The sequence below is a fragment of the Methylorubrum sp. SL192 genome, from assembly GCF_026672325.1.
GTDB classification, from domain to species: Bacteria; Pseudomonadota; Alphaproteobacteria; order Rhizobiales; family Beijerinckiaceae; genus Methylobacterium; species Methylobacterium extorquens.
In genome coordinates, this window is the sequence record NZ_JAPPQV010000003.1 from 3946026 (window position 1) to 3963650 (window position 17625).

A 17625-nucleotide genomic window follows, 5' to 3' on the forward strand; every position below is an offset into this window, starting at 1 on the left:
CCCGGTCGGTCCGGGAGCGTCGGCGCTCGAAAATCTTTACTGTCCGCGTCCCGCCTCGCCCCCGCGACGGTGCCGCATCACCGCGACGTCACTTCTTCGACGGCGGCAGCTCGACCGTCTCGGGCTTCACCTGCGCGCCCGGGCGGACCTTGGCGACGCCGTTGACCACCACGAGTTCGTCGCCCTTCAGGCCGTCGCGGACCACGCGGTAGCCGTCGACGATCGGCCCGAGCTTCACGGTCCTGGCCGAGACCTTGTCGCCATCGCCGAGCACGTAGACGATGCGCTTGTCCTGGTTGGCGGAGACCGCCTCGTCGGGGATCAGGATGCCCTGGAACGGCTTGGTCGCGGGCATCGCGACGATGCCGAACAGGCCCGGCTTGATGAAGTTGTCCGGGTTCTCGACGGTGGCGCGCAGGAGCATCGTGCCGGTCTGGTTGTCGACACGGTTGTCGACGAAGTCGAGCGTGCCCTTGCGGGTCGGCTTCTCCTCGCCGGACAGGGCGATCTGCACCGGGGCGCCCTTGCCGCGCTGCATCTGGCCCATGCCGATGCCGAGCGAGCCCTGGTATTTCAGGAACGAACGCTCATCGACGGTGAAGCCGAAATAGACCGGATCGAGCGAGACGATCCGAGCCAGGATCGTCTGGTCGGTGCTGACGATGTTGCCCTCGGTGACGAGACGCTGGCTGATCCGCCCGTTGATCGGCGATTTCACTTCCGTGAAGTCGTAGTTGAGCTGCGCGTTGCGAAGCGCCGCTTCCGCGCTGTCCACGTCGGCCTGGGCGGTCTGCGAGGCCTGGCGGCGCTGGTCGGTGACCTGCTCGGAGATGTTGCCGCCGCGCGACAGCACCTGGGCACGCTCCAGATCCGTCTGGGTGAAGGAGAGCCGCGCCTTGGCCGAGGTGAGCGCGGCCTGGGCCTGCTCCAGAGCCGCCTTGTAGGGGCGGCGGTCGATGATGAAGAGCACTTCGCCCTTCTTCACGTTCGCGCCGTCCTGGAACATGATCTTGTCGAGGTAGCCGGTCACGCGGGCGCGCACCTCGACGAATTCGATCGGGTCGAACCGGCCGGTATACTGGTCCTGCTCGACGATCTCCCGCACCACCGGCTTGGCGACGGTCACGCCGGGCGGCGGCGCGCCCGGCATCTGCGCGCCGGCCGGCCCGGCACCCAGCAGCGCGGAGGCGATCAGCGGTGTGGCGAGAAGAAGAGGCCTGAGGCTACGCATCATTCGGTTCCCTGCATGGCGCGGCCTAGTCCCCGCAACCTCGAGTGGGGCGTGCGCTCCCGCACATGACGGTCCGTCACGCAAGGAACGGTTCGACGCTTTGCAACGCAGGCGTGCCGAATCTAGGATTCAACCGGTTCTCCGGCGGCGTACCAATCCTTGAAGGCCCCCGCGTAATGCTCGCTCACATCGAGGCCGGATTGCTGCGCCGCGGCGATTGCATGGACTGAGCGCACGCCCGAGGCGCAGGAGAAGACCGGCCGGCGCCCGTCCGCCGCGATCAGCGCCTTCAAGGCTTCAGGGTCGAAGCTCGAGAGCGGATGCGAGACGGAGCCGGGAATGCGCCCGCGGACGAATTCATGATCCTCGCGCACATCGATGAGCAGCAGCGAGCCGTCCGCCAAGCCCTGCTTGACCGTCTCGCGGTCGAGGTCGACCACCTTCATCGCAACCGATCTTTCCAAGGGGAGGGAGCCGCCGCGGAAGGGGGCGGGTCACATCGAGCGGGGATTTCTTAAGTCTTCTCGCCCGTGCGGCGCAACAGCGGCGGGCAGGCCGGCGAGTGCGGCATCGACCCGCTCGAAATGCGCGGTCCAGCTCGGCGGTTCGTAGGCCGCGAGCCGCCCCGCCAGCTCCGTCCGCAACCGGGAGCCCGGTTCGCTCAAGGCCCGCACCGCCGCCGTCCAGCCCGGTCCGTCGAGCGGATCGAGGAAATGGGCGAAACCGCCGCCAATCTCCCGGTGGACGGGGATGTCGGAGGCGACGACCGGAAGGCCGCTGGCGGCGGCCTCGACCACCGGCAGGCCGTAGCCTTCGATGAAGGAGGGCATCAGCAGGGCGGTGGCGCCCCGCATCAACCGCGCGAGGCCGTGGGTGGACAGGCCGACCACCTCGCTCACATGCGGGCGGATGGCCTCGCAGCGGTCGAGCATGTCGGCGACGTTCTCGATCTCCCAGCCGCGCCGGCCGATCAGGACGAGCCGCGGGATCGCCGCACCGGTCTCGGCGCCGCTGCGCTCGGCGAGATCGCGCCAGAGGTTGAGCAGCAGCAGGTGGTTCTTGCGCGGCTCGATGGTGCCGCAAACGAGGAAGGTCGGCCGCGCGAGCCCCGGCAGCCCCGCCTCGCCGGCCCCGCTCGAGAAGACGGGCTCGACGCCGAGGGGGACCACGGTGACCGGCTTCGGCCCCAGGCCCCGCTGCCGCGCGTAATCCGTGAAGCGGGCGCCGACATCGCCCGAATTGACGAGCACATGCGCGGCGTGGCGCGCCACGGTCTCCATCCGGATCGCGTGGCGCTCGGCCTCGCCCGGCCGGCCGTATTCGGGGTGGGAGATCGGGATCAGGTCGTGGACGAAGAAGACCGGCCGCACGTCGCGCCGCGTGTAGAGCCAGTCGAAGCGTTCGGGCCGGTCGAGCCGCAGGTGCGAGGTGTGCAGATAGATCGTTCCCTCGGGCAGGCGCTCGATGCCGCCCGAGCGCAACACCCGCAATCCGGTTTCGGCCTGAAGGCGACGTCGATCGAGCCCGCCCTCCGCCCGGCGCCGCGCTGCCTTCGGCAACGGGTGGGCGTCGCCGGCAAGCGAGGCCGCGAGCGCCTGAAACACCGGATCGGCCTCGGCGACCACGTCCTCGACCCAGCCCGCGGCGACCGCCTCGACGATGCCGCGCGCGGTCGCGCGGTCGAGGACGCGCGGGCCGTACGCCGTCGAGACGAGCCCGAAGCGCGTGCCCTCCGCGCCCTGGGACAGGATGTGCCGGGCATAGGCGAGATCGACCCGGTCGATGCCGGTGGGGCTGGCATGACGGAGCCGGGTGATGAGACGGGTCAGGTCGATGGCGAGACAGGCTTGCATGGCCGGCTGCATAAACCGGATTCCGTGATCCTGGCGACCGTCACCGGGTCATCGCTGCAGGTCTTTGGTCGCAGGCCTAGCGCCGCGGGTCTAATGCTGTTGCCGATCCACCTCGCTGCTGCGGCTCGCGATCTCCCGGGCGATCTCGAGCAGGAGGACATCGACGAGTTGGCGCAGCCGGGGCTTGCCGCTGGCATCGATCGCACGGCGCGCCGCGATGATGAGTTCGGCAGCCTCGTCGATGGCATCGGCCGCAGCGGCGTGTTCCAGTTCCCGCAGGGTCCGTGCCTGCACGCCGGGATCGGCGGTGTCGATCAGCGTCCCCTCCCCGCGCACGGGTTGCTGCCGCGCGTCCCGGTGAATCCGGCCGCGGCACAGAAGCCGGCGCTTGGGCCCGGAGAGTGAGGGAATCCAGAGATCGACCGCGACGTCGTCCTCCTGCTCGGCGGCGTGGCGGACGTCGCCGAGGAAGCGGGCGGCCACCGCCGCATCGAGGCCCGCGGTCGCCCGCTCGCTGCGCAGGGGGTGTCCGGCAAGGCCGGCATCCCCCGCCATCAACTCGGCGGCTCCCTCGTCGAGGATGAAGCATCCGGTCGCCGGATCCCACTCCCAGGTTCCGACGATTCCAGGCGTCGTCATGGTTCCGGCGAGTCCCGGAGCCGTTGCGTACCGGGCGTCACTGCGTCTGCGTTTCAAGGTACTACTCCCCGCGCACAAAGCGTCAGGCTTGTGATGGCTGCGTCCTGCCAGGGCGGCCGGATCGCGGTGCCGATGTCCGGCGACGGATGCTGCGCACCCGTCGCCGCGTCCGTCAGGAGGCGAGCCGGGCGAAGCTGACCCGCGGCGGGGCCAGCACCGAGCGGATGTCGCCGCGCTTGTTCTGGAGCTGGCGCAGCGAGCGGCCGTCGAAGGCCGCCTCGACCGCGACGATCTCCTCGCCCTCGATTTCGTGGGGCAGGCCGAGGGGCATCGCGCGCAGGTGCAGTTGCAGCAGGCGCAGGATCCAGCTCGTCGGCATTTCGGAGATGAAGCTGGTGATCCCCCGCGGCAGCCCCCACTCGACGATGGCCGTCATCAGGGCCAGGGCCGTCGGGTTGAGCCGCCGGCCCGAGGTCCGGGCGCATTCCGCGACGCAGATGCGGCCCCATTCGACGATATGCGCGCCCGACGGCGCCGCCCCTTCGCAAAGCTGCGGCAACACCATCGGCAGCAGGTAGGGCCGGGTCGTCGGCAACAGGCGCGAGTAACCGATGACGGACTCGGTTTCGTCGAGGGCGAGGAGGTGGATGGCGTGCTCGTCGTCGAACTCGTCGATTTCGCGCCGGTCCGGGCGGGCGAGGTTGGACCAGCCCAGTTCTTCGACGAACACGCGGTGTCTCAGGCGGAAGGCCTGATCGAGCGCACCGGCATAGTCCTGCATGTTTTCAGCGGTGACGACATGGATCATCGGAACACCTCTTCAGAAACCTGAAGTGTTCGTCCCAAATCCAGGCGTGCCGCGGCACTACGAGAACCCGTAGGGTTTCGTTCGGTCGGCCTTTTGCCGTTCGGGAATTAAGCCGGTCCGCGAGCGCTTATTCCGCCACTCTCGCAAATCGCGCGGCCCACGTCTCTATCTTGGATTGAATGTGTAAAACAATACAGAACTTGCCGACAGCCGGCGGAGGGGTGGCTCACATTCTCGTGGTCATGAGCGGTGCGGCGCGATCCTCCACCGCGCCCGCGCGGCTCCGAGCGCCGGCGGACGACGTCGCCCCGTGCAGCGATCCGGATATCGCGCCGGGCGCGATGCGCCGGACATGCAATCTTGCATTGCCTGTTTTCGAAAGCTCGCCACGCGCGGTGCTTCGGTCGCGCCGCGGCTCACCCTTCCGGCGGCTCTTCGACCTGAGTCGGGCGGTCGATGGCGGCGCGGTCTGGTCCGCTCAGATGATCAGGCCGCGCCTGAACCCTTCGGCCACCGCTTGCGTACGGGACACGCAGCCGAGTTTCACCCGGGCTGAGCGCAGGTGGAAATCGACGCCGTGCCGCGAGATGCCCATCAGCTCACCGATTTCCCAATCGGTCTTGCCCTCGGCGACCCATTGCAGGCTCTCGCGCTCGCGCGGGGTCAGTCCCATCCGGCGTTCGCTGGGGCCGTTGTCGATCAGCAGCGTCTGCCCGACCACGTAGGAGGCGAGCAGGGTGAGCATCCCGCGCTGTCCTGGGCTGATATCGAGCTGCGGACCCGCGAAGGTGAGGCCGCCGCGCTCCTCCTCCAGCGTGGCGAGCGGCACCGTAAAGCCGTCGCCGAGGCCGAACTCGCCGGCCTCGTTCATCACCTGCCGCGAGCGGGGATCGAGCACGCCCGCCGGTTCGATCTCCGACCAGCGGAAGCCGGTCGTGCTGGACAGGGTCGCCTGCACGACCGGGTCCGTATACATATAGCCTTTCGAAAAGTAGAGCCGGTTCCACTCGTCGGAAGTATTCTCTAAAATAAGATAATTCTTCTGTGTTCGCGCGGGCAGGCGTTTCAGAGGAATCATCGCCGAAATGACGTATTCGATGCCCAGCGTGTTGAGCCGCGGCATGATGGCCCGCAGGATATCCTCACGCGAATGCGCTCGATCGAGCGACTTCAGAATTTCCAACGTCAGGTCAAGTGATTTTCTAGACATGGCCCGGCAAAATCATCGCACTCTCATCACGATAAGTCGTTGCTACGCCTTTGAGAAGGGCGCTCGTAAATTTCGTTGAAGTTGCTTCGCTGTTGCCCGCGCGGAATCAAGGACAAAGGGAGCCGGCGCGCGCCCTGTCTGCCGTCCTGCGCGACGCCGTACGGCCGAGCAATGCGCTGAATCAAATTTCGAGGGCCAGCGCGTGCTCGTGCACAGGTCTCATCCGCAGGGCGCGGGACCGCGCCGCGCGGTTCGGCGATCGCGGAAGGGCTTGCGCTGTCCGAAGCGGACCGCTATGAGCCGCGGGCCGTAAGGGCGTCGGAGTGTAGCGCAGCCCGGTAGCGCACCTGTCTGGGGGACAGGGGGTCGTCGGTTCAAGTCCGGCCACTCCGACCATTCATTGCCGAGACCGCATTCCCGCCGGGGAACGATGCCGTCTCGCACTTTCCCTCTCTGCCACCGTGATGCTCGTGACCGCCTTCAAGCCGTTGATATAGCGATGACGCTGATCCACGGCTGATGCGGGAAGCCCACGGCGCTTGAGCGACGCCGACATCCGCCATCCCGAAGGGATCAATCGGATGTCGTGTGAGAGCCGTCCGTCGGCGGCCGGGGATCGGATTTGCGAAGCTTTATGATGGTCTCCCGCAGCCAGCGCTGACTGGGAATGGCGTCGTTGGACGTGTGCCAGATCATCGAGATGGAGACGTCCGGCAGCGCGATCGGGGCCGGGCTGACGGTCAGGCCCATGCTATCGGCGAAGAAGCGCGCGAGCCGGGCATGCATCGTGGCGATGACGGGGGCCTGCCGCACCACGAAGGGCATCACCGAGAACCGCGGCGAGGTCAGCGCGATGACGCGCTTGCGGCCGATCTTGGCGAGCGCGTCGTCCACCACGCCGTGGGCGCTCTCGACCAAGCTCGTGAGCAGGTGCGGGAGCCGCACGTAGTCGTCGAGCGAGATCGGCGCCGTCACCCCGACCAACTCGGCGTTGAAGATGCAGAGGTAGCTTTCCTTGTTGAGGATGCGTCGCTTGTGGTGCGTCTGGCCCTGCTCGAAGACGCCGATGCCGAGATCGACCCGCCCCGTATCGAGATCGTCGAGGATGCGGTGCCGATCGACCGTGTGCAGCAGGAGCTTCACCCCCGGTGCCACCGCCTGCAGATGCGCGATGAGGGTCGGCATCAGGAGCACCTCGGTCGAGTCCGGGATGCCGAGGGTGAAAGTGAGGTCGGCCGTGGCCGGATCGAAGGCGTCCGGCGGCGTCGTGATCTCCTGAATCTGGGACAGTGCCGCCTGCACCGGCCCGATAAGCGCCAGCGCGCGCGGCGTCGGCCGCATGCCGTCGGGCCCGCGCGTCAGCAGCTCATCCGAGAAGGCGGTGCGCAGTCGCGCCAGGGCATGGCTCATCGCCGACTGGCTGATGCCGATCCGTCCGGCTGCGCGGGTCACGCTCCGCTCCGTCAGCAGCGCGTCGAGGGCAACGAGCAGGTTAAGATCGAGCCGGGAAAGATGCACGTGATCGATGCGCATTATGAAATCGATCCATTTGATTCATGGGCCATGACCGAGCACATACAGTCTCACGAAGCGACGGGGAGCCCGCCGCAAGAAAAGAGGCTGATCTCGATGTCCAAGACCTTTCTCTCGCTCGCCACCGCCGCGTTGGCCTTCACCGCGCTCGCCACGGTGCCCGCCCGCGCCGCGGAAATCGGCGGCGCCCACAACGTCAAGACGGTCGGCGCGCTGACCCTGGAAACTCAGGGTGTGGCCACCAGCGATCTCTCGGTCCACCGCCAGGGCGGCTTCGCCCTCCCCGGTTCGGTCCAGTGGATCGACACCCCCGCCGATCAGGTGAGGACCCGGCAGGCCGCCTTCTGAGCCGGCGTCGTGAGACGGATAGACGGAACAGATGACCCTCCGGCGCCATACGGCGCCGGAGACGTTTTTGACGGGTACGGGACGGGCCCGCGGGTCAGCGCCGCGTCACGATAGGAAGCGGCATCTCGCATCCGTCTGACGGTCACAGCGCGCCTTCCGCGGGCTTGAACCGGGCGAAGCGCAGGGCCAGCATCGGCAGTACGGCGAGGTTGAGCAAAGTCGAGGTTGCAAGGCCGCCGAGGATGACCAGGGCCATCGGGCCCTCGATCTCGCGGCCGGGTTCACCCGCACCGAGCGCCAGCGGCAGCAGCCCGAGGCCGGTGACGAGGGACGTCATCAGGATCGGCACGAGACGGTCGGCCGCGCCCTCGATAGCGGCCGCGAGGTTCCAGGGCCGCCCTTCCACCAGCACCAGATGCTCGTAATGCGCGACCATCATGATGGTGTTGCGCAGCGAGATGCCGAACAGGGTCACGAAGCCGACGATCGAGCCCAGCGAGATCACCGCGCCGCTCAAGGCCACCGCCAGCACGCCGCCGACGAAGGCGAAGGGCAGGTTGACGAGGACGAGGGCGAGATTGGTCAGCGAGCCGGTCACGACGAGGAGCAGGAGCACGATCCCGAGACCGGCGAGCCCTGCATAGAGCGCAAGTTCGCGCCGCGCCTTGGCCTGCGTCTCGGCCGCCCCCCCGAATCCGATATCGATGCCCGAGGGCTGCGCGACCTCGCGGGCGATCTTCCGTTTCGCGGCCTCGGTGAAGGAGGCGACGTCGCGCCCCTCCACGTTCGCGGTCACGACCCGCACCCGCTGCGCGCCGATATGGCCGACGGCGTAGCGGCCGGCGGTCTCGTAGATGTCGGCGACTTGGGCGAGCCGGATATAGCTGCCGCTCGGCGTGCGCAGCGGCAGGTTGCCGAGCGTCGAGAGGCGCGTGCGCACGATGGGTTCGAGCACCACGACGACGTTGAACACGGCGTTGCCCTCGTAGGCTTGGCCGACGATGTCGCCCTGATAGGCCGTGCGCACGATTTCCAGGACTTCGATCGCGTCGAGGCCCCAGTGGCGCAGGTCGGTCGGGCGCAGGCTCACATTGACCTGGGGCAGGCCCGGCGGTGACTTGAGCTGGACGTCGGCCGCACCGCGCACCTCGGCGAGTTCGCGCGCCACGTCGCGGGCGGTGGCCTCGATCCGGTCGAGATTCGTGCCGGTGACGCTGATCACGACCGGCGCGGTGAACCCTGAGACGACCTCCTCGATGCGCTCGGTCAGGAAGGTCTTGAGTGAGAAGCTCGCGCCGGGCGTCGCCACCATCAGCGCGCGGATGCCGGCCTCCGCCCGCTCCTGCCCCGCGCCGTCGAGGCCCGGTTCGAGGTCGATATGGATCTCGCTGTCATGCGTGCCGCCGAGATCGTAGCCCGCTTCGGCGCGTCCGACCTGCTGGGCCACCGCACGCACGCCGGGCACCGCCTTCAGCCCCGCCGTAAGGCGCTCGCCGAGCCGCAGCGTCTCTTGGATAGAGGTGCCGGGGGCCGAGGCCATGTGCAGGATGAGGTGCCCCTCCTTGAGGTCCGGCAGGAAAACGCCGCCGAAGAACGGCACCGGCAGGGCTGCTACGAGCGTCAGGGCGAGGCTGGTGCCGAAGACGAGACGCGGGTGACGGTTGAGCCGCGCGAGCCCGCTGATATAGACGCCCCGCACGCGGCGGCTCACCGGCGGCTCGCGGCTCGGCAGGTTGGTGCGCCCCGCGAGCAGCAGGCGGGCCAGTGCGGGCGTGACCGTCAGCGCCACGGCGAGCGAGGTCAGCACGGCGAGGATGTAGGCCAGGGCCAACGGGCCGAACAGCCGGCCGGGCACGCCGGTCAGCGCCAGGACCGGCAGGAATACGAGCAGCACCGCGAAGGTGGCGTAGGCAACCGAGACGCGCACTTCCAGGATCGCGTCGAGCACCACCCGCGCGCCGGGTAAGGGCGCGGCGGCGCGGCGGTTCTCGCGCAGGCGGCGCATGACGTTCTCGACGCCGATCACCGCGTCGTCCACGACCTCGCCGATGGCGATGGCGAGGCCGCCCAGCGTCATGGTGTTGAGGCTCTGGCCGAACAGGCCGAGCATCAGCACCGCGCCGATCAGGGAGAGCGGGATCGCCGTGGCGCTGATCAGCGCCGTGCGCCAGTCGGCCAGGAAGACGAACAGCACGACGACGACGAGGATGCCGCCGAGTGCCAGCGCCTGGACCACGTTGTCGGTGGCCTGCGTGACGAAGCTCGCCGGGCGGAACAGGTCGGTGCGCAGGGTGGTGCCGTCGCGCTCCAGCCCGGGGCGCATCTCGGCGAGCGCCGCCTCGACCCCGGCCGTCACGTCGAGGGTGTTGGCGCCGTATTGCGCGCCGACCATCAGCAGCACGCCCGGTTTGCCATCGACGAGGGCCGCGCTGATCGCCGGCTCCGGCGCCACCGCCACGTCGGCGACGTCGCCGAGCACCACGCTCGCCCCGCCCTCGTTGATGAGCACGGTGCGCGCCACCGCCTCCGGGGTCAGGGATTGCCCCTCGGTCTGCAGGGTGATGCGCTGGTTGACGGTATCGACGAAGCCCGCCCCGCGCACGCCCGTCGCCTTGCGGCCGGCCGAGAGCACGTCGTTCAGGCCGATGCGGAAGCGCACCAGATCCTGCGGCCGGACCTGGATGCGGATCGAGCGGAGATCGCCGCCATAGACCAGCACCTCGCCGACGCCGGGGGCGGCGAGCAGGCGCAGGCGCAGGCGCCAATCCGCCACCGTGCGCAGGTCCATCAGCGACTGCGTCGGGGAGGTCAAGCCGATGAGGAGGACCGAACTCGTCGAGGAGGTCAGCGCCGTCATGGTGGGGGGCAGCACGCCCTGCGGCAATCGCGCGGTGATGGAAGCCAGACGCTCGTTCACGAGCTGGCGCGCCCGGTAGATGTCGCTGCCGGAGGCGAAGGTGGCAGTGATGACCGAGAGGCCCTGGATCGAGTTCGAGCGCATCGTTGCCAGTCCTGGCAGGCCGCCGATCGCGACCTCCAGCGTCTGCGTCACCAGGGTCTCGACCTGTTCGGGGTTGAGGCCGGGCGCCTCGGTCTGCACCGTCACCGTGGGCGGAGCGAATTCCGGGAAGACGTCGTATTTGGCCGAACCCAAGGCGACGATGCCGTAGACGGCGAGCGCCAAGACCAGCGCCAGGACGATACCGGGCCGGCGCACCGCGAAGGCGACCAGGGCGGCCTGAGGGCCCAAGGCCACGGGCGCAGGGGAGAGGGCCGCCGGAGGCGGGCCCGGCGGATCGTCGCGCGCCGGTCCGCGTGCGGGCCGTTGGTCGAGCATGCTCAATCGTCGTCCGCATCCGAGGACTGGATCTGCCCCTTCAGCTCCTCGGAGAGCACCGCCTGCGGCCCGGTCACGACGATCTCCGCCTCCGCGCCGAGATCGTCCACGACGTAGGCGTCGGCCGAGATCGGTGCGTCGGCCCGGAGGGGATGGCGCGCAAAGGCGTCGTCGCCGACGCTCCGGTAGATCCAGGCGCCGCCCTGCCAGTGCACCACGGCGCTTTCCGGCACGGCGATGCCCGTCGTCTCGCGCTCCGAGGTCAGGAAGGCGAGCGTGCTCATGCCCGGCAGGAGCCCGCTGTTGCCGGCCACGGTGTAGAAGTAGCTGACGCCCTGGATGCGCTGGTCGGTCCGGGTCGCGGGCGAGACGTAGCGCAGGGCGACGCGCTCGCTCTGCGGCGGCACCTCGGCATGGGCCGTGCCAGGCGGCGCCCTCAGGGTCTCGCCGGGCGGCAGCGTCACCTGCACCAGGAAGTCGGTGCGCTCGATCAGCCGGGTGATGGCGGGCGAGCGCTCGATGATGGCCCGCCCGATCACCGTGCCCCATTCCTGCTGCGCGGTGGCCGCGAGGGTCCGGACCTGCGACTGCGCCGCGGCGAGCGCCGCCTCGTCGGTGCGGAAGGTGCCCTCGGCCGTCTCCAGCTGCACCTGCGTCGCGTACTGGCCGAGGCTGCGCGCCCGGGTATAGGCGGCGCGCGAGACTTCCGCCTTGGCTTCGGCGGTCTGCAACTGCGCCCTGGCGCTGGCGTAGCTGTTGGTGAGTTCCGTGACCCGCGCGAGATCGAGGACCGAGCCGAAGGCCTGGACCTCGATGCGGTGGGGCATCCGCTTGTGGCGCGCCGTTGCGACGCCGATCCGCGCCTGCTCCGCATCGGTCAGCCGCACGACGGCCTGACCGCCTTCCACCGCGACTCGCGAGGGCGGGGGGCTCGGTGCGGTCGGCGTCTGATGCGCCGCGGGCGTCGCCACCCCGGAAAATCGATCATGCAGGTCCGAGAGGATGGGGCCGGCCTTCACGCGCAGGCCGATGCCGGCTTCTGTCAGCGTGAGCGCACCGAGCGCACCCGCGCCGAGCGCCAGCCCCACGGGCAGGACGACCCGCCGCATCACCACGCCTCCACAGCCCTCGCGTTCTCTGCGCGATTTGCCACTTTTGCCCGGTTTGTTCAGCGTGGTCTACCGGGTTCTTGTGGCTTGGTCCGCTTGGAACGGGACAGCGCCGTGGCATCGGCTAAAGGCGCGCCCTGCCGGCGCGTCGAACGGTTCTGCGCGCCCGATGTCACCCGCCGGTACTGGACAGGCCGGCGCAATCCGCCGATGACAGCTGACCTGTCCAAGAGAGTCGTTGAGAGCCGTGCGCGCGGTAAAGAAGTTCCTGAAGAAGCCGAGTCTGTCGGCCCTGACAACGCGGCGAGCGCCGTCCTCGATCGTTCGCACCCCGCTGCCGGGCTTCGATCCGATCTATTACCTGTACTGGTATCCGGATGTGCGCGCGTTTCCGCAGGGGCCGCTGGTCCACTACATCCATTACGGTTGGCGCGAGGGACGTGACCCGAGCGCCGGCTTCAGCGGCGAGGGCTACCTGAAGGCCAATCCGGACGTGCGCGAGAGCGGCTGCAATCCGCTCGTGCATTTCGTCGAGTGCGGCCTCGCCGAGGGCCGGAAGGGCTGGCAGAAGAATCCGGACGCGCCGCCGCCGAAGCCGCATCCGATGGGTTACCAGTCGGGCAAGCTCCTGCCGCCGCCGGCCCGCACTGCCGGCAGCTGAGGCCCACACCGGAAGCGGTCTGCGAACCCGGTCCTGTTGACGAGCGGGGCCGGCTGTGGCTGTAGGCCTCATTGCGTCCCGTTTGGTTGAGAATCCGTCATGTCCGAAGGCGATACGCTGGCCAAGGCCCTGGCCGATGTCCGGCAGCGGATGACCGATCTCCAGGCTGAGTACGACCGCGTCTCCGGGGAGCTGACCAAGCTCCGGGCCGCGGAGAAGTCCCTCGCTTCTATCGTCGAGGGTGGCCCCTTGGAGGCGGTCGCGAGCGGACGCGGCGCGGTGGCACCGGCGTTTCCCGGTGAGGCGCGTCCGACCCGCGGCGGCGGACGGGGTAGCCGCGGCCCGCGGGCCAACTCGGCCAAGGGGCGGCTGAAGGCTCTCCTGGAGGAGGCCGGGCCGCAGGGTCTGTCGCATGCCGAGATCGCGCGGCGCCTGCCCGATGTCGCGCCCAACACGCTCAACACCTATCTCAGCGTCATGGCCAATAGCGGCGAGGCGGTGCGCCGCGGCGACTTCTACGCCGCCGGAACACCCCGCCCCGCCTCGGACGAGACGCGGGAGGACGAGTCTGACGCGCACGAGCCGGATGACGGGGACGAGGAGCCCGACGCGGCGGAGTAAGGCGCGGGCCCGCTACTCGGGCAGCGCGAACACCACGAGCGCGTCGCCCGTGCCGAACCCCGACCCCTTGGTGAAAGAAGCGCCGCCCGCAGCGACCGCCACGTATTGGCGGCCCTCGACGGTGTAGGTGACCGGCGGTCCGCCGATCCCCGCCCCGCACTGGAAGCGCCAGAGGATCTCGCCGGTCTTCGCGTCGTGCGCGTCGAGATGGCCGTCCTCCTCGCCCGAGAAGACGAGGCCGCCCGCGGTAGCGAGAGTGCCGCCTGACAGCCGGCTGCCCGCCTTACGCGACCACGCCACCGCCCCGCCCTGCGCGAGATCGACCGCGGTCAGCGTCGAGAAGGTCGGCTCGCCCTTCGCCTCCCCCGTCTCGGTGTAGCGGATCTCGCCGCGCCCGCCCGCGGCCGGCGCGGTCTTCACCGTGTAGGTCGCCGCGCCGTGCCGCACCTGGGCGAAGGCGAGGCCGCTGCCCGCATCGTAGGCCACCGGATGCCAGGAGACCGCTCCGAGGGGGCCGGGGCTGACCACCGTGCCCTCCGGGCTCGGGGGCACGAACAGGTTCTTGTGGGTGATGAGCGGGGCGGATTTGGCGATGAGCCGCCCGTCGGCGCGGTCGTGGACATAGATCCAGCCGAGCTTGCTCGCCTGCGCCACCGCCTTCACCGGGCCCTTCTCGGTCGGGTAGTCGAGAAGGAAGGGGGGCTCGCCACGTCGTAGCCCCACTGCTCGTGCGGCACCTGCTGGAAGTGCCAGCGCAAGCTGCCGGTCATCACGTCGAGCGCCACGAGGCTCATCGTGTAGAGGTTGTCGCCGGGGCGCGTCAGGCCGAAATTCTGCGGCGCCGGATTGCCGGTGCCGAGATAGATCAGGCCGAGATCGGCATCGTAGGCCGGCGTCATCCAGAGCGAGCCGCCGCCGACCTTCCAGGCTTCCCGGTGCTCGGGGGCTGCGGCCTTCTCCGCGGCGATGTCGCGGTGGAGCGGGAGGCCGTCCGCGGTCTTCTCGACGAAGCCGCCCTCCCAGCCATCGGCCTTGGTGACGTACCAGCGCCAGCGCTCCTCACCGGTCTTCGCGTCGTAGGCGGCAAGCCAGCCGCGCCGGCCATAGCCGCCCTCGATGCCGACCACTGCGCCGCCGTCGAGCCCGCCCTTTTCGTCCTCGACATGGAGGCCGTAGCCCGCCCCGGTCACGCCGACGATGACGAGGCCGTCGGCCACCAGCGGCGGCATCTTGAAGCCGAGGCGGCTCGAACCCTGGACCGGCTTGTCGCCCAGGCTCGCCGCGAGCGCCGAGGCGGTCTCGGACTCGCCCTCCTCCGGCCGCACCGCCTCGCGGTCCCAGACCAGCCGGCCGGTCTTCGCGTCCAGCGCGATGACGCGCCCGTCCATGGTCGCCTCGAAGACGAGGCCGCCCGCGACCGCCACGCCCCGGTTCGAGGGCGGGCCGAAGATCTTCTCCGTGCGCGCCTTGTGGGTATAGGTCCACAGCGTCTTGCCGGATTTCGCCTCTAGCGCCGCGACGTGGTTGCCCGTGGTCGAGACGTACATCACGCCCTCGATCACCACCGGCTCGGCCTGGAAGGTGCCGGTGATGCCGGTCTGGAAGATCCAGGCCGGGCGCAGGCGGCCGACATTGCCGCGGTCGATCTGCGCCAGCGGCGAATGATGGGTGTTGCTGGCATCGCGCCCGAAGGCGGGCCAGTCACCGGACGGTCGGACGGTTTCCTGCGCGGAGGCCGGCACCGTCGGCAGAAGGTTCGCCGCAACGAACAGCAGGGCGGCGAGGCGGGCGCGTCCCGGATTCGGATGCGTGCTCCGGCGCTCGGCAAGCGTCTTCGTGCGGCGTGTCACTCTGCTTCTCCCGTGCTTCGCTTCCTGGTTACGGCGGGGCGGCGATCCTGTCGAACGGCGAAAGCGCTTTGGCCGCACGACTTTCTCGGACCCAACATCCGTTTGCGTGGTTCTTCCATCACAGACCGACCGCCGGCCTGCTCGACGGGCACCCGAACGGCGGTCCAATCACTCGATACGTGAGGACTTGATGCGAACTCTGATCCTGGCCGCGACGCTTGCGGCCTTCGCCGGCCCGGCCTTCGCCCAGACCACGGCACCGACGGCGCCTCAGTCCGGTGCCCCCGTGTCGGGTGGCCAGAACAACACGGGCGCCGATACGAACGTCACCATCCCGCGCGGCAGCACCGGGGCGGACACGGTGCAGACCAATTCGGCGGCCGGCGGCAATGCTAACCAGCCCTCGCGTGCGGTGCCTCAGGGCAGCGGCGGCGGCGGTAGCGGCAGCGCCGGGGGCAACTGATCCTCGAAGCGTGAGCCGGGGCCGGTGTTCTTACCGGTCCCGGCTCACCCGCGCGGCGCCATCCGCAGCTCGAACTGGGCGCCCTTGCCCGGCCTCAGCGTCAGTGTGCCGTCGAGTTGTCGGGACAGATTGCCGACGACGCGCATCCCGAGGCTCGCGCGGGTTTTCAGCGGATCGAAGCCCGGTGGCAGACCGATGCCGTCGTCGCAAACCGAGACGGTAAGCCCGCCATCCTCGCGCATGACGGCTTCGACGCGAATCTCGCCGTGCCCGTTGGGATAGGCGTATTTGATCGCGTTGGTGACGAGTTCGTTCACGAACAGACCGAGCGGAATCGCGAGATCGGCCGGCATGGTCACGGCCGCGGCGCGGCAGACCAAAGCATGAGCGCCCGCGGTTTCCGTGAGCTTCTCGCACAAGGCTTCGAGGAAGCCGGCGACGTCGATGCGCGTGAGGTCCGGCTGACGCCAGAGCTGGTCGTGGACCTGGGCCACCGCCTCGACGCGGGCGCGTGCGTCGGCCAGAGCGCTTTTCACATCCTCGTTGTCGGTGCCGCGCGCCTGGAGCGCGAGAAGCCCCGCGACCACGGCGAGGCTATTCTTGACCCGGTGGCTCATCTCACGGCTCAGCAGGTCCTGCCGCTCCAGGGCGACCTTGAGCTGCGCCTCCGAGCGCTGACGCTCAATCGCGCTGCCGAGCAGGTTGGCAAAGCCCTGCATGAAGGCGATGTCGGCGGGGCCGAACATGCCCTCGCGGGTGTCGTCCACCTCCAGGACGCCGTAATGCCCCTCGCGGTTGGTGATGAGCACGTTCACCGCCCGGCGAATGCCGTGGCTCGCCATCAGTTCCGGCGTGCGAAAGCGGGTCTCGTTCTCCAAGTGATTGGAGATGACGGGGCGGCCGGTCTTCAGGGCGTAGCCCGCGGGCGAGGCGAGGTCGGCGCCGACGACGGCCCGCCCGATGCAATCCGGCTCCCAGCCAATGCCGGCGCAGACGAGAAGCATGTCCTGCGTCGGCTGATATTCGAGTGCCTTGCAGAACTGCGCGTTCATGCCCTCGGCGCAGAGTTCGGTCGCCCGCTGCAGCAGCGGCAGCAGTTCGGTTGCGCGCAGGGCCTCGACGCCGAAATCGGACAGGATCGCCTGCTGGCGCAACCGGAGGTCCAGAACCTCCGGTGAGATCTCGGTCATGCGGTCGTCTCTGGGTTCCCGAAATGGGGGCTCACGCGCGAACAATGCGCGGTTGCAGACGACGGTGTCAGCAATGTGAGAAGGTTGGGTGCGCGGAGGAAAAGGGAAGGACACATGGGGGCGGAAAGGCGCGATTGGTCCGCGCCCTCCCTCCGTAAACCCGGTCGAACCTTCTAAACGCGACGCGTTCCGCTCTTCGAGTTCATCCTGGATATCGGATCCAGGATGAACTCGAGCGTCCTGTTTTCGCATCATTTTTTTCGAAAAGCCGGCCACCACCTTTCGGAGTGATGCGCTGGCTCAGGGCTTGGCGTTAAGGAGCTTTTCCGCGCGGGCGATGGCGGCCTCGCAAGCCGCAGCGTCGCCCTTGCCGTCGGCCGTGCGAGCCTCTTCCAGGGCCACCCGGGCCTGCTGGGCCTGATCGCCGCCCTTTCCGGCTTCCGCCGACTTTTCCGGGGGCGCCTCGCGCGTGTCGGTCTGGCCGCCGGTACCGGTCTGGCCTTCGCCCTCACGGTGAGCCGCGATGGTCTTGCTGCCGGTCGAGGCGGCGATCGAATCCGAGGCCTCGGACTTCGCCCGGCCGTCGAGTTTGGCGATCTTGTCGGAGCAGGGCGAGGCGAGCACCGGGCCGGCCAGCAGGATTCCGGCCAGCGACAGGCCGATGGTGAGGCGGGCGGTGGATGTCATGAAGCGTGGGTCCTCGTGCAACACAGATGCCTGTGAAAGTCGCGGAGGGGTCCGAGAGTTGCCGGCTCCGCCGATCCCCCTCCCC

15 protein-coding genes, 1 tRNA gene and 1 pseudogene are annotated in these 17625 nt (G+C 69.1%); 5 read left to right on the forward strand and 12 right to left on the reverse strand.

Annotated features, from left to right (window positions below; translation table 11 throughout):
- Positions 1 to 88 precede the first annotated feature (88 nt).
- From OVA30_RS19105 to OVA30_RS19130, 6 genes are all read right to left on the reverse strand, one after another.
- Positions 89 to 1234, reverse strand: a complete 1146-nt coding sequence (locus tag OVA30_RS19105) for an efflux RND transporter periplasmic adaptor subunit (protein ID WP_012255586.1) — start codon at positions 1232 to 1234, stop codon at positions 89 to 91.
- A 119-nt stretch (positions 1235 to 1353) separates the two neighbouring features.
- Positions 1354 to 1677, reverse strand: a complete 324-nt coding sequence (locus tag OVA30_RS19110; protein ID WP_268176401.1) for a rhodanese-like domain-containing protein — start codon at positions 1675 to 1677, stop codon at positions 1354 to 1356.
- A gap of 48 nt (positions 1678 to 1725) precedes the next feature.
- Positions 1726 to 3096, reverse strand: a complete 1371-nt coding sequence (locus OVA30_RS19115) for a glycosyltransferase family 4 protein (RefSeq protein WP_268176402.1) — start codon at positions 3094 to 3096, stop codon at positions 1726 to 1728.
- A gap of 78 nt (positions 3097 to 3174) precedes the next feature.
- Positions 3175 to 3723: a hypothetical protein gene (locus tag OVA30_RS19120; protein WP_268176403.1), complete on the reverse strand. Its 549-nt coding sequence runs from the start codon at positions 3721 to 3723 to the stop codon at positions 3175 to 3177.
- A gap of 172 nt (positions 3724 to 3895) precedes the next feature.
- A complete protein-coding gene (locus OVA30_RS19125; protein WP_012255589.1) occupies positions 3896 to 4531 on the reverse strand; it encodes an acyl-homoserine-lactone synthase in 636 nt (211 codons plus the stop codon).
- Between the two features lie 478 nt (positions 4532 to 5009).
- Complete coding sequence (locus OVA30_RS19130; protein ID WP_041358262.1) at positions 5010 to 5741, reverse strand: helix-turn-helix transcriptional regulator; 732 nt, start codon at positions 5739 to 5741, stop codon at positions 5010 to 5012.
- A 319-nt stretch (positions 5742 to 6060) separates the two neighbouring features.
- Here OVA30_RS19130 and OVA30_RS19135 point away from each other — a divergent pair.
- Positions 6061 to 6137: transfer RNA gene (locus OVA30_RS19135), tRNA-Pro, on the forward strand.
- 177 nt (positions 6138 to 6314) lie between these two features.
- Here OVA30_RS19135 and OVA30_RS19140 read toward each other — a convergent pair.
- The gene (locus tag OVA30_RS19140) at positions 6315 to 7274 is read right to left on the reverse strand and encodes a LysR family transcriptional regulator (protein WP_076641885.1); all 960 of its coding nucleotides are present in this window, start codon (positions 7272 to 7274) and stop codon (positions 6315 to 6317) included.
- Between the two features lie 96 nt (positions 7275 to 7370).
- Between OVA30_RS19140 and OVA30_RS19145 the strand changes: the two genes are divergently transcribed.
- Positions 7371 to 7622, forward strand: coding sequence for a hypothetical protein (locus tag OVA30_RS19145; protein WP_015824594.1), 252 nt, complete (start codon positions 7371 to 7373; stop codon positions 7620 to 7622).
- Positions 7623 to 7764: 142 nt separating this feature from the next.
- Here the strand turns inward: OVA30_RS19145 and OVA30_RS19150 are convergent, their stop codons facing one another.
- On the reverse strand, positions 7765 to 10959 hold the full coding sequence (locus OVA30_RS19150; protein ID WP_268176405.1) for an efflux RND transporter permease subunit: 3195 nt from the start codon (positions 10957 to 10959) through the stop codon (positions 7765 to 7767).
- A gap of 2 nt (positions 10960 to 10961) precedes the next feature.
- Positions 10962 to 12068 (reverse strand): efflux RND transporter periplasmic adaptor subunit, encoded by a 1107-nt coding sequence (locus tag OVA30_RS19155; protein ID WP_268176406.1) that lies wholly within the window; start codon positions 12066 to 12068, stop codon positions 10962 to 10964.
- A gap of 247 nt (positions 12069 to 12315) precedes the next feature.
- Here OVA30_RS19155 and OVA30_RS19160 point away from each other — a divergent pair, with 247 nt between their 5' ends.
- Positions 12316 to 12729, forward strand: coding sequence for a hypothetical protein (locus OVA30_RS19160; protein ID WP_238507480.1), 414 nt, complete (start codon positions 12316 to 12318; stop codon positions 12727 to 12729).
- Positions 12730 to 12828: 99 nt separating this feature from the next.
- A complete protein-coding gene (locus OVA30_RS19165) occupies positions 12829 to 13350 on the forward strand; it encodes a hypothetical protein (protein ID WP_268176407.1) in 522 nt (173 codons plus the stop codon).
- Between the two features lie 12 nt (positions 13351 to 13362).
- Here the strand turns inward: OVA30_RS19165 and OVA30_RS19170 are convergent.
- Positions 13363 to 15200, reverse strand: a pseudogene (locus OVA30_RS19170) (pyrroloquinoline quinone-dependent dehydrogenase).
- A gap of 190 nt (positions 15201 to 15390) precedes the next feature.
- Here OVA30_RS19170 and OVA30_RS19175 point away from each other — a divergent pair.
- Positions 15391 to 15663, forward strand: coding sequence for a hypothetical protein (locus OVA30_RS19175; RefSeq protein ID WP_003601632.1), 273 nt, complete (start codon positions 15391 to 15393; stop codon positions 15661 to 15663).
- Positions 15664 to 15707: 44 nt separating this feature from the next.
- Here the strand turns inward: OVA30_RS19175 and OVA30_RS19180 are convergent, their stop codons facing one another.
- Together OVA30_RS19180 and OVA30_RS19185 are read right to left on the reverse strand one after the other, a co-directional pair.
- Entirely contained in the window at positions 15708 to 16853 is a 1146-nt protein-coding gene (locus tag OVA30_RS19180; RefSeq protein WP_268176409.1) for a sensor histidine kinase, read from the reverse strand.
- 300 nt (positions 16854 to 17153) lie between these two features.
- A complete protein-coding gene (locus tag OVA30_RS19185; RefSeq protein ID WP_268176411.1) occupies positions 17154 to 17540 on the reverse strand; it encodes a hypothetical protein in 387 nt (128 codons plus the stop codon).
- Positions 17541 to 17625 lie beyond the last annotated feature (85 nt).

Coding starts and splice junctions, on each gene's coding strand:
- OVA30_RS19155 (WP_268176406.1), bottom strand. CDS start 12,068: ATGCGGCGGGTCGTCCTGCCCGTGGGGCTGGCGCTCGGCGCGGGTGCG.
- OVA30_RS19105 (WP_012255586.1), bottom strand. CDS start 1,234: ATGATGCGTAGCCTCAGGCCTCTTCTTCTCGCCACACCGCTGATCGCC.
- OVA30_RS19185 (WP_268176411.1), bottom strand. CDS start 17,540: ATGACATCCACCGCCCGCCTCACCATCGGCCTGTCGCTGGCCGGAATC.
- OVA30_RS19115 (WP_268176402.1), bottom strand. CDS start 3,096: ATGCAGCCGGCCATGCAAGCCTGTCTCGCCATCGACCTGACCCGTCTC.
- OVA30_RS19125 (WP_012255589.1), bottom strand. CDS start 4,531: ATGATCCATGTCGTCACCGCTGAAAACATGCAGGACTATGCCGGTGCG.
- OVA30_RS19145 (WP_015824594.1), top strand. CDS start 7,371: ATGTCCAAGACCTTTCTCTCGCTCGCCACCGCCGCGTTGGCCTTCACC.
- OVA30_RS19130 (WP_041358262.1), bottom strand. CDS start 5,741: ATGTCTAGAAAATCACTTGACCTGACGTTGGAAATTCTGAAGTCGCTC.
- OVA30_RS19140 (WP_076641885.1), bottom strand. CDS start 7,274: ATGCGCATCGATCACGTGCATCTTTCCCGGCTCGATCTTAACCTGCTC.
- OVA30_RS19165 (WP_268176407.1), top strand. CDS start 12,829: ATGTCCGAAGGCGATACGCTGGCCAAGGCCCTGGCCGATGTCCGGCAG.
- OVA30_RS19120 (WP_268176403.1), bottom strand. CDS start 3,723: ATGACGACGCCTGGAATCGTCGGAACCTGGGAGTGGGATCCGGCGACC.
- OVA30_RS19175 (WP_003601632.1), top strand. CDS start 15,391: ATGCGAACTCTGATCCTGGCCGCGACGCTTGCGGCCTTCGCCGGCCCG.
- OVA30_RS19180 (WP_268176409.1), bottom strand. CDS start 16,853: ATGACCGAGATCTCACCGGAGGTTCTGGACCTCCGGTTGCGCCAGCAG.
- OVA30_RS19110 (WP_268176401.1), bottom strand. CDS start 1,677: ATGAAGGTGGTCGACCTCGACCGCGAGACGGTCAAGCAGGGCTTGGCG.
- OVA30_RS19150 (WP_268176405.1), bottom strand. CDS start 10,959: ATGCTCGACCAACGGCCCGCACGCGGACCGGCGCGCGACGATCCGCCG.